This is a genomic window from Streptomyces adustus (genome assembly GCF_009377175.1).
Taxonomy (GTDB): Bacteria; Actinomycetota; Actinomycetes; order Streptomycetales; family Streptomycetaceae; genus Streptomyces; species Streptomyces adustus.
Window position 1 is genome coordinate 1 of sequence record NZ_VJZD01000271.1, and the last position, 12,474, is coordinate 12,474.

Below are 12,474 nucleotides of genomic sequence, written 5' to 3' on the forward strand. Positions count from 1 at the left end.
CCCCCGCCCCGGTCCGTACGTCGCCCCGCACTCCGGCCCGGGGCGCTCCGCCGTCGTGGGAGACTTGCCGGCGTGAGTGCGAACGGAAGCCCCGCGGGCCAGCAGCCGACAGCGACGTACGACAGCCCCTTCCTGAAGGCGTGCAGGCGTGAGCCCGTGCCGCACACGCCCGTGTGGTTCATGCGGCAGGCCGGCCGCTCCCTGCCGGAGTACCGCAAGGTGCGCCAGGGCATCCCGATGCTGGAGTCCTGCATGCGCCCCGAGCTGGTCACCGAGATCACGCTCCAGCCGGTGCGCCGGCACGGCGTGGACGCGGCGATCTTCTTCAGCGACATCGTCGTCCCGCTCAAGGCCATCGGCGTCGACCTCGACATCAAGCCCGGCGTCGGCCCGGTCGTCGAGCGGCCGATCCGCACCCGCGCCGACCTGGCGCAGCTGCGCGACCTGACCCCGGACGACGTGCCCTACGTCGTCGAGGCGATCGGCCTGCTCACCCGCGAACTCGGCGGCACCCCGCTCATCGGTTTCGCGGGCGCCCCGTTCACCCTCGCGAGCTACCTCGTCGAGGGCGGCCCGTCGCGCACGTACGAGAACGCCAAGGCGATGATGTACGGCGACCCCGAGCTCTGGGCCGACCTGCTCGACCGTCTCGCCGACATCACCGCGGCTTTCCTGAAGGTCCAGATCGAGGCGGGCGTGAGCGCTGTCCAGCTGTTCGACTCCTGGGCCGGCGCGCTGGCGCCGGCGGACTACCGGCGCTCGGTGATGGCCGCCTCCGCGAAGGTGTTCCGTGCGGTCGAGGGGTACGGCGTGCCCCGCATCCACTTCGGCGTCGGCACCGGCGAGCTGCTCGGCCTGATGGGCGAGGCGGGCGCGGACGTCGTCGGCGTCGACTGGCGGGTGCCGTTGGACGAGGCCGTCCGCCGGGTCGGACCGGGCAAGGCGCTCCAGGGCAACCTGGACCCGACCGTGCTGTTCGCCGGCCGTGACGCCGTCGAGGCCAAGACGCGCGAGATCCTCGACGCGGCCGCGGGCCTGGAGGGCCACATCTTCAACCTCGGTCACGGCGTGATGCCGTCCACCGACCCGGACGCGCTCACCCGGCTCGTGGAGTACGTCCACGCCAACACCGCCCGCTAGGGCTTGTTTCGCCCTAGGCCCTGTCCACCTCACCAGGAGTGCCGGGGTCGCGCCCGCCTGCCGAACAGCAGGCCGCGCGGCTCCGGAGGCGGTGGGGTGCCGGGCCGCAGCGGCCAGGCGAGCAGCATCCCGGTGAGGAAACCGACGATGTGCGCCGCGTACGCCACCGTGCCCACCTCGGAGACGCCCTCGCCGGACGAGTACACCGCCTGGAGCACGAACCAGAAGCCGAGCACCAGCCAGGCCGGCAGCCGCAGCGGCAGGAAGACCAGGAACGGGACGAGCACCCACACCCGTGCCCTCGGATACAGCACCAGATAGGCGCCCAGCACGCCGGCGATCGCCCCCGAGGCGCCGATCAGCGGGTCGGACGACGTGTCGTTGAGCAGTGCGAAGCCGTACGAGGCCGCATAGCCGCAGGCGACGTAGAACAGCGTGAAGCGGACGTGCCCCATGCGGTCCTCGATGTTGTTCCCGAAGATCAGCAGGAACAGCATGTTGCCCAGCAGATGCAGCCAGCTGCCGTGCAGGAACATCGCGGTGAACACGGACAGCGGCGGGGACTTGGCGTAGCCCGGCGGGCCGACCAGACAGCCCGGACCCTGCGCGCCGATCCCGACGGCGCCGGTGGGGACGGTCCCCGGCAGCTGATGGTGGATCAACTCCCTCGGCACCGCCGCGTAGTGGTCCAGGAACGCGTGCAGCTGGCAGAGCCGCGCCAGGTGGTCGCCGGCCGCCGCGGAGCCGGCGAGGCCCGGCGTGAACAGGAACACCACGACGTTCGCGGCGATCAGCGTGTACGTCACCCACGGGGTGCGGCGCACCGGGTTGACGTCGTGCACGGGGATGACCACAAGGGACTACTGCCCGCGAAGCGCCGGACGAACCGGTGGACGAAGGAGCGGTGAACACCGGCGTCCGTACATGCGTATGAGTCGTCAACCGCCCGCGGTCCGGGGAAGACGTGACGCGGGGACGACGTGAGGATCAGGCGATGAACGACGGAGTGACCGCTCAGGCTCTGCCCGCGATCCACGCACTGCCGGACGGTGAGGCCGAGATCTCGCTGGTGGTGCGGCTGCCGTGGGAGGACGTGGCCCGGCTGGGCCAGGAGGCGGGGCGGCTCGCCGCGCAGCTGAAGCGGCCGGTGACCCTGGACGAGGCGGTCGGCAACCGGCTGCGGACCGTCAGGCCGTCGGCGGCGCACGCGCGGCCGGCCGGTGAGCAGCCGGCCGCCGCCGCCACGACCGCGAGCGCGTCCGTGGCCTCGCTGCCCCGGATCACCGGCACGGCCTGAGCGCTCCGCCCAGGCCACGAGGGCGCACCCGGGCCTCCTGGCCTCCTGACCTCCCGGGCCTCCGGGTCTCCTGGCCTCCGGGTCTCCGGGTCTCCGGGCCTCCCGGACACCCGGGCTCTCAGGCGGGGCGCACCTTGGCCGCCGCCTTGCGGGCGGCCACCAGCACCGGGTCCCACACCGGGGAGAAGGGCGGCGCGTACCCCAGGTCCAGCGCGGTCATCTGCTCCACCGTCAGGCCGGCCGTGAGGGCGACCGCGGCGATGTCGACCCGCTTCGCCGCGCCCTCCCGGCCGACGATCTGCACGCCGAGCAGCCGTCCCGTACGGCGCTCGGCGAGCATCTTCACCGTCATGGGCGAGGCGCCCGGGTAGTAGCCCGCCCGGCTGGTCGACTCGATGGTGACCGCCTCGAAGCGCAGCCCGACCCGGTGCGCGTCCTTCTCGCGCAGCCCCGTGCGCGCGATCTCCAGGTCGCAGACCTTGCTCACCGCCGTGCCGACGACGCCGGGGAAGGTGGCGTAGCCGCCGCCCGCGTTCGTGCCGATGACCTGGCCGTGCTTGTTGGCGTGGGTGCCGAGCGCGATGTGCCGCTCCTGTCCCGAGACGAGGTCCAGCACCTCCACGCAGTCGCCGCCCGCCCAGATGTTCTCGTGGCCGCGCACCCGCATCGCCAGGTCGGTGAGCAGACCGTGGTGGTGGCCCAGCGGCAGCCCGGCGGCGCGCGCGAGGGACGTCTCCGGGCGTACGCCGATCCCGAGCACGACCACGTCGGCCGGGTACTCCGCGTCCTCGGTGACCACCGCCCGTACCCGCCCGTCGTCGCCGGTGAGCACCTTGGTGACCTCGGCGTCGTTGACCATGGTGATGCCGAGGCCCTCCATCGCCCGGTGCACCAGACGGCCCATGTCGGGATCCAGCGTCGACATGGGCTCCTTGCCGCGGTTGAGGACGGTCACCCCGTAGCCCCGGTTGATGAGCGCCTCGGCCATCTCCACACCGATGTAGCCCGCGCCGACGACCACCGCGCGCCGGCCACGCGTGCGTGCCAGGCTGTCGAGCAGGGCCTGGCCGTCGTCGAGGGTCTGCACCCCGTGGACCCCCGGGGCGTCCATGCCCGGCATCTCCGGACGCACCGGCCGGGCCCCGGTCGCGATCACCAGCTTGTCGTACGACGTCCAGGACTCGGCGCCGCGGTCCAGGTCACGCGCGCGTACCCGCTGCCCGGCGATGTCGATCTCCGTGACCTCGGTGCGCATCCGCAGATCGATCGCCCGCTCGCGGTGCTCCCCGGGCGTGCGGGCGATCAGTTGGTCCCGTTCGGTGACGTCGCCGCCCACCCAGTAAGGGATGCCGCACGCCGAGTAGGACGTGAAGTGGCCGCGTTCGAAGGCCACGATCTCCAGTTCGTCCGGACCCCTGAGTCGGCGGGCCTGGGACGCCGCGGACATTCCCGCGGCGTCGCCGCCGATCACGACCAGTCGCTCTGCCCTAGGGCTCACACGGCTCATGCTCATACGAACACGCTACGGGGGACGGGCATTTCGGTGCTGCCGGTTCAGCGCTGATCGGGTCCGTTCAGGGCCGGGCCGTTCCGGTCGGCGCCGGGCAGGCCCGGTCCGCCCGGTGCGGGCCGGTTCCGGCGCCGGGGCCGGATCAGGCGCAGCCACGCCAGCACCAGCAGCGCCGCCACGGCCGCGAACGGCAGGGCCGCACCGAACGCCACCGCGAGCCAGCGCAGCATCGTCACGAACGCTCCCCAACCGCCCGCGAGCGCGTCCACGAACCCGGGGTCCTCGTCCTTCTTCTCGGGCTTCGGTACCGGCTTCTCGAAGAGGGAGAGCGTGATGGTGGCCATGCTCGTCCGGTCCTTGAGGGACGCCTGCTGGGCCAGCAGCGACTCCAGGTCGGCCTCGCGGGAGCTCAGTTCGCCCTCCAGGGTGACCACGTCGGAGAGTTTGGCGGCCCGGTCCATCAGCTCGCGGATGCGGGCCACGCTGGCGCGCTGCGACTTGACCCGACTGTCGACGTCGACGACCTGGTCGGTGACGTCCTGGGCCTTCGCGGTGCGCTCCAGGAGCTTGCCCGTGCCCTCCAGACCGGTGAGGACCTCGTCGTACCGCTCGACCGGCACGCGCAGCACGACCCGGGTGGTCTCGCCGCTGTCCGCGTCCCGGGTGGTGGTCTCGTCGCCGACGTAGCCGCCCGCGTTCTCGGTGGTGGTGCGGGCCGATTCGAGGGCCTTCGCCGCGTCCTTGACCTGCACGGTCAGCGTGGCGGTGCGGATGATGTGGCTGGTGGACAGGACCGGCGGCGTGCCCGTCTTCGCACTGCCGCTGCCGCTGCCGCTGCCGCTGCTGTCCGCGGCGCCCGCCCGGGCCTGCGAACCGGTGTCCGTCTGCGCCTCGGGCCCGGCCGCGGCCTTGGCGTCGGAAGCGCCGGCGGACCTCTCGTCCGCGCCCGCGCCGCATCCCGCGAGGGCCAGGGCGGAGACGAGCAGCACCCCGGCCAGGGCCCGGGCGGAACGCCGTACGGAAGGCGGCGCGGAACGCCGTGCGGAACGTGGGACGGGGTGTGGTGCGCGCATGTGGGTCTCCCCCCGGGGTGGTGACGACTGACGCTCCTTCGACGCCGCAGCGGCCCGGGACGTTTGCGGCGGCCGGTCGCGATGCGGTCACGGTCGGGACTCGTCCAGGACACCGGGGGCCCGCGGGAGTGTCGGAGGGCCCCGAGGGGGTGCCGGTGGGCCCCGAGGGAGTGCCGAAAGGCTCTGAGGGAGTGTCGGAGGGCTCTGAGAGAGTGGGGTCATGAGCGCAACGGATACGGATACGGGCACGGGCACGCAGCATGTCGTCGTCGTGGGGGCCGGGATCGCGGGGCTGGCCGCTGCCCACCGGCTGCTGGAGCGCGGGGCGCGCGTGACCGTGCTGGAGGCGTCCGGCCGGGTCGGCGGCAAGCTGCTGCCGGGCGAGATCGCGGGCGTGCGCGTCGACCTCGGCGCCGAGTCGATGCTGGCCCGCAGACCGGAGGCGGTGGAGCTGGCCCGTGAGGTGGGTCTTGCCGACGACCTCCAGCCGCCGGCCACCGCGACCGCCTCGATCTGGACCCGGGGCGCCCTGCGCCCGATGCCCAAGGGCCATGTGATGGGTGTCCCCGGTACCGCCGCCGCGCTGGCCGGGGTGCTGTCCGACGAGGGCCTGGCCCGTATCGACGACGACGCCCGCCTGCCGCGCACCGAGGTCGGCGACGACGTGGCGGTGGGGGAGTACGTGGCGGCCCGGCTCGGCCGCGAGGTCGTCGACCGGCTGGTGGAACCCCTGCTGGGCGGGGTCTACGCGGGCGACGCCTACCGCATCTCGCTGCGCTCCGCCGTCCCCCAGCTCTACCAGGCCGCGCGCACGCACGACTCGCTGACGGAGGCGGTCCGCGAGATCCAGGCGAAGACGGCGGCGAACCAGCCGGCCGGACCCGTCTTCATGGGCATCGCCGGCGGAGTGGGCCGGCTCCCGCTCGCCGTCGCCGACTCGGTACGGGCGCGCGGCGGGGAGATCCGGCTGGACACTCCGGTGCGCGGCCTGCGCCGCACCGGCGACGGCTGGCGGATCCTGACCGACGGCCGGGTCGAGGAGGCCGACGCCGTGGTCCTCGCGGCCCCCGCCCGCGACACCGCCCGCCTGCTGCGCGAGGACTGCCCCGCGGCCGCCGCCGAACTGGACACGGTGGAGTACGCCTCGATGGCGCTGATCAGCCTCGCCTACCGGCGCGACGACGCGGCCGCCCTGCCCGAGGGCAGCGGCTTCCTCGTCCCGCCGGTGGACGGGCGCACCATCAAGGCGTCGACGTTCGCCTCCCGCAAGTGGGGCTGGATCGCCGACGAGGACCCGGACGTGGTCGTGGTGCGCACCTCGGTCGGACGGCACCGCGAGACCGAGATCCTCCAGCGCGACGACGCCGCTCTCGTGACGGTCTCCCGGCACGATCTGAAGGAGGCCACCGGCCTCGACGCCGTCCCCCTGGAGACCCGGGTCACCCGATGGACCGACGGCCTGCCCCAGTACCCCGTCGGCCACCACGCGCGCGTGGCCCGCGTCCGCGAGCACGTCGCCGCGGTCCCGGGCCTGGCGGTGTGCGGCGCGGCGTACGACGGGGTCGGCATCCCGGCCTGCATCGCGAGCGCGTACGCGGCGGTCGACCAGCTGGGCGGCGACCTGCGCGGTGTGCAGGAACTCACCGCCCACCCGGTGCAGAGCCTGCACGGCGGAGCGGGAGAATAGCCCCATGAGTGAAGATGCCCCCACCACCGAGTCCGGCAGGATCCCGAACAAGGGCAAGCTGGCCAAGGACCTCAACGAGGTCATCCGCTACACCCTGTGGTCCGTCTTCCGGCTGAAGGACGTGCTGCCCGAGGACCGCGCGGGCTACGCCGACGAGGTCCAGGAGCTGTTCGACCAGCTCGCCGCCAAGGACGTGACCATCCGCGGCACCTACGACGTGTCCGGCCTGCGCGCCGACGCCGACCTCATGATCTGGTGGCACGCCGAGACCTCCGACCAGCTCCAGGAGGCGTACAACCTCTTCCGCCGGACGAAGCTGGGGCGCGCCCTGGAGCCGGTGTGGTCGAACATGGCGCTGCACCGCCCCGCCGAGTTCAACCGCTCGCACATCCCGGCGTTCCTCGCCGACGAGACGCCCCGCAACTACGTGAGCGTCTACCCCTTCGTGCGCTCCTACGACTGGTACCTGCTGCCCGACGAGGACCGTCGCCGGATGCTCGCGGACCACGGCAAGATGGCCCGCGGCTACCCCGACGTGCGCGCCAACACGGTCGCCTCGTTCTCCCTCGGCGACTACGAGTGGATGCTGGCCTTCGAGGCCGACGAGCTGTACCGCATCGTCGACCTCATGCGTCACCTGCGTGCCTCCGAGGCGCGGATGCACGTCCGCGAGGAGGTCCCCTTCTACACGGGCCGCCGCAAGGACATCGCCGAGCTGGTCGCGGGCCTGGCCTGAGCCCGGCCCGAGGGCTCCCCGCCGGGTGAGCCCTCGGACGCCGGCCGCCGGTCCCCGGCTGCCGGTCTTCGGCTGTCGGTCCCTGGCTGCCGGTCCCCGGCGGCCGGCCGTCAGCCCCGCACCGGCTGCGACCTCGTGGCCGGCTTCGGCTTCGCGCCCGGCTTCGCGCCCGACTTCGCGCCCGGGTGCGTGCCGGCCGTCGGCACCGGCTCCGGGCGCGGTGCGCAGGACGCGCGCCGGTCCGGCAGCCGGTCCTCCAGCAGATACGCCTCCAGATGGCCGTTGACGCAGCGGTTGGGACCGCCGGCGACACCGTGCGTGCCGGCGTCCCGCTCGGTCACCAGCACCGAGCCCGCCAGCCGCCGGTGCAGCTCCAGAGCGCCGTCGTAGGGCGCGGCCGCGTCCCGCTCGGCGGCCAGGATCAGCGTCTGCGGCAGCTCACCCGGACCGGTGCGCACATCCAGCGGCTGCTGCCGCGGCACCGGCCAGTAGGCGCACGGCAGGTTCGCCCAGGCGTTGTCCCAGGTCTCGAACGGCGCCACTCGCGCGAGCCGCGTGTTGTCGCGGTCCCACACCTTCCAGTCCGTCGGCCAGGGCGCGTCGTTGCACTCCACGGCCGTGTAGACGGCGCTCCCGTTCTCCGCCTCGGCGGCCGCCCGGGTGACCGGCGCCGCCAGGGCGACCAGCGGCCGCGGGTCGCCCTTCAGATACGCCGACAGCGCCGCGGCACGCGAGGGCCAGTACGTGTCGTAGTACCCGGCCTGGAGGAACGCGTTCTGCAACTGGGCGGGGCCGACCTTCCCACCGGCCGGCCGGGCGGCCAGCCGGGTCCGCGCCTTCTCGTAGCTGCTCGCCACCGCCGCGGCCGTCGTGCCCAGCCCGTACACGTCGTGGTGGCGGGCGACCCACTCCCGGAAGTCCGTCCAGCGCTCCTCGAACGCCGCCGACTGGGCGAGGTTGTTGCGGTACCAGATCTGCGCGGGATCGGGGTTCACCGCCGCGTCGAACACCATCCGGCCCACGTGCGAGGGGAACAGGGTCGCGTACAGCGCCCCGAAGTAGGAGCCGTACGAGGCGCCCATGAACGTCAGCCTCGGCTCGCCGAGCGCGGCCCGCAGGACGTCCAGGTCACGGGCGTTGTTCAGGGAGGTGTAGTGGCGCAGCGCGCTGCCCGACCGCTTCGCGCAGCCCTGCGCGTACGCCTTGGCCCGTGCGATGCGCTCCCGCTTGTACGACTCCGAGGGGTGCACCGGCGCCAGGGCGGGGCCCTTGAAGTAGTGCTCGGGGTCCTGGCAGGACAGCGGTGCCGAGCGGCCGACGCCGCGCGGGGCGTAGCCGACCAGGTCGTAGGCCGCCGCGATGCGCTTCCACTGCGGGATCGCGCCGGCCAGCGGGAAGTACATGCCGGAGCTGCCCGGGCCGCCCGGATTGAAGACCAGGGCGCCCTTGCGCGGCACCCGGCGCTTGCTGTTGTGCGGGTCGCGGTGGGTGGCCGGCACCCGGCTGACGGTCAGCTTGATCTGCTTGCCGTCCGGGTGCGCGTAGTCGAGCGGGACGCTCACCGTGCCGCACCGAAGGCTGTCCGGCGCGTCCGGCAGCTCGGTGCACGCGCCGAAGCGGATACCGGTCTCGGCGGCGCGGGCGGCGGCCACCGTGGTGCCCTCGCGCTCGCTCATCGCGCCGGGCGCGCCGGTGCTGCCGCCGGCCGGACCGGCGGCGAGGGCGGTCAGCAGCAACGACCCGGCGGCCGAGTGGACGACGGCTGCTCTCATCGCGGATCCCTTCGAAGCACGGCGGCGACAAAGGGGATGTTTCGTCGGGGTGTGCGGGAAGGCAAGCACCGCCTGCCGGTGTCGGCGCCAATGCCTCCATGCGCCCCCGCCGGGCGCGGGCGCGGTCAGTCGTGCCAGTACGGCGTGCGCTGCTCGAAGGCCGCCCGCAGTTCGGGCTCGCCGACGGCGCGGACCCCGCGCACCGCGACCGTCGTGAGGTAGGTGCGGTCGTCGCCGGGGCCGCCGCCCTGCCGCACCAGGGCGCCCAGCAGCCGCTGTCCGGCCGGGGAGGCCCAGCGCGAGTACGGGTGGACCTCGACCCGCGCGATCACGAGGCAGCTCAGGGTGAGTGCGAGGGGCAGCCCGAACCAGAGGGCGACCAGAGTGCGCGGCATGTCCGGCTGGCCGGGCATCGACAGTGCGACGGCGCCCAGCACCAGGACGGTCAGCGCGGCGGCCCGCACCTGGCGGACGCCCGCCGCCACCGTCGTACGGGCCCCGTCGGGTACGGCCAGGCCCGCGCTCACCAGCCGGTCGGCGAGGGTGCGCACCGCGTCGGCGGCGGCCGCGCCGGCCCGCACGGGCGCTATGCGCGACTGGCCCTCGGGGCCGATCGCCCCGATGACGGACCGCTCCATGTCGTCCCGCCCGCGCGGGTCGACGACGGTCGCCCAGCCGGTGTGCGCGAGCAGCAGCCGACGCTGACGGGCCATCGACACCAGGGTCAGTTCGGCGACCCGGGCGGGCCCGCCGGACAGGAACGCGGCTTCGTAGAGCGTCAGATCGTGGGTCGCGTCCGGGTCCGTGTCGACGGCGGCCGCGCGTGCGGCGGCCAGGCACAGGCGGGTGCACGAGACGGCGGCCACGGACCAGGCAGACAGCAGGAAAAGGACCCAGAACATGCCGTGTTTCTATGCCAAGGGCACCGGGAGACGCCATGCCCTGTTCACGATCCGGACGGAGTGTTGTGGGGATGTGACGTCACGGAGGCGGGCCGGAGGTGGCCGGCGGCAGGGGGTAGGACGGGGAGGCGCCCGGTTCCGGCGCGGTCGGCACCGTGCCCGCGGGGTCCGTCGTCGGGTCGAGCGGCACGGGGAAGTGGGTGACCGTCGGTGGGGTGCTCGTGCCGTCCAACTCCCTGGCCAGGGCGTCGAAGTCGACGTATCCGGTGGCCTCCAGAACCCTGATGTGGTCCAGCTCGGTCGTGATCGCGTCGTCGGCGAGGTCGCGCACCAGGGAGTTGCGGGTGCCGGCCCGCACCTGGGCGACGACCGTCAACACCCGGCCGTGCGCGAGCCGCAGGACGTCGGCGAACCTGCGGTCGTACTCCGTGCCCCGCGCCGCGTCCAACTCCTTTAGCCAGGAACGCTGTTGCGCGTCGGGCCCGTCGGGCAGCACGAGCCCCAGCCGCGCGGCGACGTTCCGCACCCGCGCGTCCAGGTAGGTGTGCCCCTCGACCAGGTGCTCCCCGGCCGCCCGTACGGCCTGCGTGGTGCCCTTGCGCCGGGCCTGCTGTCCCGCGGGCAGCTCCCACAGGCCCGCCAGCCGGACCTGCGTGACGAAGTCGCGGTCGAGACCGGACAGCGGCCCGTACCGCGTCGGCACGGTCTGCGCGCCGAGCACGTCCACGCCGGTCGGGGGCCGGTCGGTGTACGACCAGATCGGGTAGAGCAGCGCGCCCATGGTGGCGACGAGACAGACGATGATGAGGCCGGTGCCGCTGAACGGGCCTCTGCCGGGCACGGGGGGTCGGGGTCGTCGCATGGTGCCTCCTGTTGCGGCACCGCACGCTAACCGGCTTCGGCACGGGACAGCCGTGTTATCCCGGCTTCTACGACAACTGCCGTACCGGAGAATGGGGTTGCAGCTCGCTCGGCGGCCGCTCGGCGGCCGCTCGGCGGCTGCTCAGTGGCTGCTCAGTGGCGGCTCGACGTTCGGCGCAGTGCCTGACGCGTCGCGCGGGCGAGCCGCACCCCCGGCCGGGCGGAGCGCGGCGCCGGACCCGACCGCTCCAGCCACCACTCCCGCAGCGCCCGCCGGGTCCGCCCGTCCGCCGGCCGTCCGGCGAGCAGCAGGTCCGCCGCGAAGTCCAGCGCGTCGCGCCGGTAGCCACCCGTCATCGGACGCCGCTGGGCGTGGCCGAGGAACAGCGGCCGGTACTCGTCGCCGAGGATCTCCGGCAGTTCCGGGGCGACCTTCGCCACGACGTCGGCCCGCTTCCTGGCCAGCGCCCGCGCCTGCACCCCCAGACGCACCCGGTCGAACCCCTCGGGCGCGGGCGTCCCCGCCACCAGCGCGGACAGCAGCGCGGCCTCGGCGAGGGCGAGGCGCTGCCGGGCCGGGTCCAGGTGCTCGGCGACGGGGGCCGCCGCGGCCGGCGGCGTGGGCGCGGGCCGGTCGGCCGCGGCGGCCCGACCCGTCTCCAGGACGTCCCGGATCGCCCCCAGTTCCCGTGCCAGCTCCCCCGGCTCGGGAAAGTTCTCGTCCCGTTCCAGCAGGACGCCCGGCGGTGCCACCCGGGCGGCGAGGTCGGCCAGGATGTCGAGGACCGGCCGGGGCACCGGGTGGGCATGACTGTCGTGCCAGACGCCGTCCCGTTCGAAGCCGCCCGCGACATGCACGTACGCGATGGCCTCCAGGGGGAGCGCGGCGAGCGCCGCGGCCGGGTCCTCACCGCGGTTGACGTGGTTGGTGTGCAGGTTGGCCACGTCGACGAGCAGCCGCACACCGGTGCGGTCGGCCAGCTCGTACAGGAACTGCCCCTCCGTCATCTCCTCGTCCGGCCAGGAGAACAGCGCGGCGATGTTCTCCACGGCGAGCGGCACGGGCAGCGCGTCCTGCGCGATACGGATGTTCTCGCACAGCACGTCGAGGGCGTCCCGGGTGCGGGGCACGGGCAGCAGGTGGCCGGCCTCCAGCCGCGGGGAGGCGGTCAGCGGCCCGCCGGCCCGTACGAACGCGATGTGCTCGGTGACCAGCGGCGCGCCCAGCGTCTCGACCCGCTCGGCGAGGGCGGCCAGCCGGCCCTCGTCGGGGCGGTCGGCGCCGCCGAGTCCCAGCGAGACACCGTGCGGGATCACGGTCACCCCGCGCTCGCGCAGCCGGCGCAGGGAGGCGGGGAGGTGGCCGGGGCACAGGTTCTCCGCCACGACCTCGACCCAGTCGACGTCCGGCATGCGCTCCACCGCGTCGGCGATCTCCGGCCGCCAGCCGATGCCCGTCCCGAGTCGCTCCATGGTCCCCTCCTCCGGGCCCCCAC

11 protein-coding genes are annotated in these 12,474 nt (G+C 74.0%); 4 read left to right on the top strand and 7 right to left on the bottom strand.

The window, feature by feature from the left end; translation table 11 throughout:
* The first annotated feature begins 72 nt into the window (after positions 1–72).
* The gene (gene hemE / locus FNH09_RS39160; protein ID WP_162469766.1) at positions 73–1,140 is read left to right on the top strand and encodes a uroporphyrinogen decarboxylase; all 1,068 of its coding nucleotides are present in this window, start codon (positions 73–75) and stop codon (positions 1,138–1,140) included.
* Between the two features lie 29 nt (positions 1,141–1,169).
* Here hemE and FNH09_RS39165 read toward each other — a convergent pair whose 3' ends face one another.
* Positions 1,170–1,994, bottom strand: a complete 825-nt coding sequence (locus FNH09_RS39165; RefSeq protein WP_162469767.1) for a rhomboid family intramembrane serine protease — start codon at positions 1,992–1,994, stop codon at positions 1,170–1,172.
* A gap of 140 nt (positions 1,995–2,134) precedes the next feature.
* Here FNH09_RS39165 and FNH09_RS39170 point away from each other — a divergent pair, with 140 nt between their 5' ends.
* Complete coding sequence (locus tag FNH09_RS39170) at positions 2,135–2,437, top strand: hypothetical protein (RefSeq protein ID WP_152894637.1); 303 nt, start codon at positions 2,135–2,137, stop codon at positions 2,435–2,437.
* Positions 2,438–2,555: 118 nt separating this feature from the next.
* Here FNH09_RS39170 and FNH09_RS39175 read toward each other — a convergent pair whose 3' ends face one another.
* Both FNH09_RS39175 and FNH09_RS39180 read right to left on the bottom strand, forming a co-directional pair.
* Positions 2,556–3,944 carry an FAD-dependent oxidoreductase gene (locus FNH09_RS39175; RefSeq protein ID WP_420802827.1) on the bottom strand — a complete coding sequence of 463 codons (1,389 nt, stop codon included), beginning with the start codon at positions 3,942–3,944 and terminating at the stop codon, positions 2,556–2,558.
* Positions 3,945–3,991: 47 nt separating this feature from the next.
* Complete coding sequence (locus tag FNH09_RS39180; RefSeq protein WP_152894639.1) at positions 3,992–5,020, bottom strand: DUF4349 domain-containing protein; 1,029 nt, start codon at positions 5,018–5,020, stop codon at positions 3,992–3,994.
* Positions 5,021–5,240: 220 nt separating this feature from the next.
* On the opposite strand from FNH09_RS39180, the gene hemG reads away from it, so the two are divergent.
* Positions 5,241–6,707, top strand: coding sequence for a protoporphyrinogen oxidase (gene hemG, locus FNH09_RS39185; protein ID WP_152894640.1), 1,467 nt, complete (start codon positions 5,241–5,243; stop codon positions 6,705–6,707).
* Positions 6,708–6,711: 4 nt separating this feature from the next.
* Positions 6,712–7,443 carry a hydrogen peroxide-dependent heme synthase gene (hemQ, locus tag FNH09_RS39190; protein ID WP_152894641.1) on the top strand — a complete coding sequence of 244 codons (732 nt, stop codon included), beginning with the start codon at positions 6,712–6,714 and terminating at the stop codon, positions 7,441–7,443.
* Between the two features lie 110 nt (positions 7,444–7,553).
* Here hemQ and FNH09_RS39195 read toward each other — a convergent pair whose 3' ends face one another.
* The 4 genes from FNH09_RS39195 to FNH09_RS39210 all read right to left on the bottom strand — a co-directional run bounded on the left by FNH09_RS39195 (position 7,554) and on the right by FNH09_RS39210 (position 12,451).
* Positions 7,554–9,215 (bottom strand): alpha/beta hydrolase, encoded by a 1,662-nt coding sequence (locus FNH09_RS39195; protein ID WP_152894642.1) that lies wholly within the window; start codon positions 9,213–9,215, stop codon positions 7,554–7,556.
* Between the two features lie 125 nt (positions 9,216–9,340).
* On the bottom strand, positions 9,341–10,117 hold the full coding sequence (locus tag FNH09_RS39200) for a TIGR04222 domain-containing membrane protein (RefSeq protein WP_152894643.1): 777 nt from the start codon (positions 10,115–10,117) through the stop codon (positions 9,341–9,343).
* Positions 10,118–10,196: 79 nt separating this feature from the next.
* A complete protein-coding gene (locus FNH09_RS39205; protein ID WP_152894644.1) occupies positions 10,197–10,979 on the bottom strand; it encodes a DUF4142 domain-containing protein in 783 nt (260 codons plus the stop codon).
* A gap of 152 nt (positions 10,980–11,131) precedes the next feature.
* Complete coding sequence (locus tag FNH09_RS39210) at positions 11,132–12,451, bottom strand: MbnB/TglH/ChrH family RiPP precursor modification enzyme (RefSeq protein WP_152894645.1); 1,320 nt, start codon at positions 12,449–12,451, stop codon at positions 11,132–11,134.
* Positions 12,452–12,474 lie beyond the last annotated feature (23 nt).

Bases quoted from the DNA above. Each gene is read 5' to 3' on its own strand.
- FNH09_RS39170 (WP_152894637.1), top strand. From the start codon at position 2,135: ATGAACGACGGAGTGACCGCTCAGGCTCTGCCCGCGATCCACGCACTG.
- FNH09_RS39175 (WP_420802827.1), bottom strand. From the start codon at position 3,944: ATGAGCCGTGTGAGCCCTAGGGCAGAGCGACTGGTCGTGATCGGCGGC.
- FNH09_RS39180 (WP_152894639.1), bottom strand. From the start codon at position 5,020: ATGCGCGCACCACACCCCGTCCCACGTTCCGCACGGCGTTCCGCGCCG.
- hemG (WP_152894640.1), top strand. From the start codon at position 5,241: ATGAGCGCAACGGATACGGATACGGGCACGGGCACGCAGCATGTCGTC.
- hemQ (WP_152894641.1), top strand. From the start codon at position 6,712: ATGAGTGAAGATGCCCCCACCACCGAGTCCGGCAGGATCCCGAACAAG.
- FNH09_RS39195 (WP_152894642.1), bottom strand. From the start codon at position 9,215: ATGAGAGCAGCCGTCGTCCACTCGGCCGCCGGGTCGTTGCTGCTGACC.
- FNH09_RS39200 (WP_152894643.1), bottom strand. From the start codon at position 10,117: ATGTTCTGGGTCCTTTTCCTGCTGTCTGCCTGGTCCGTGGCCGCCGTC.
- FNH09_RS39205 (WP_152894644.1), bottom strand. From the start codon at position 10,979: ATGCGACGACCCCGACCCCCCGTGCCCGGCAGAGGCCCGTTCAGCGGC.
- FNH09_RS39210 (WP_152894645.1), bottom strand. From the start codon at position 12,451: ATGGAGCGACTCGGGACGGGCATCGGCTGGCGGCCGGAGATCGCCGAC.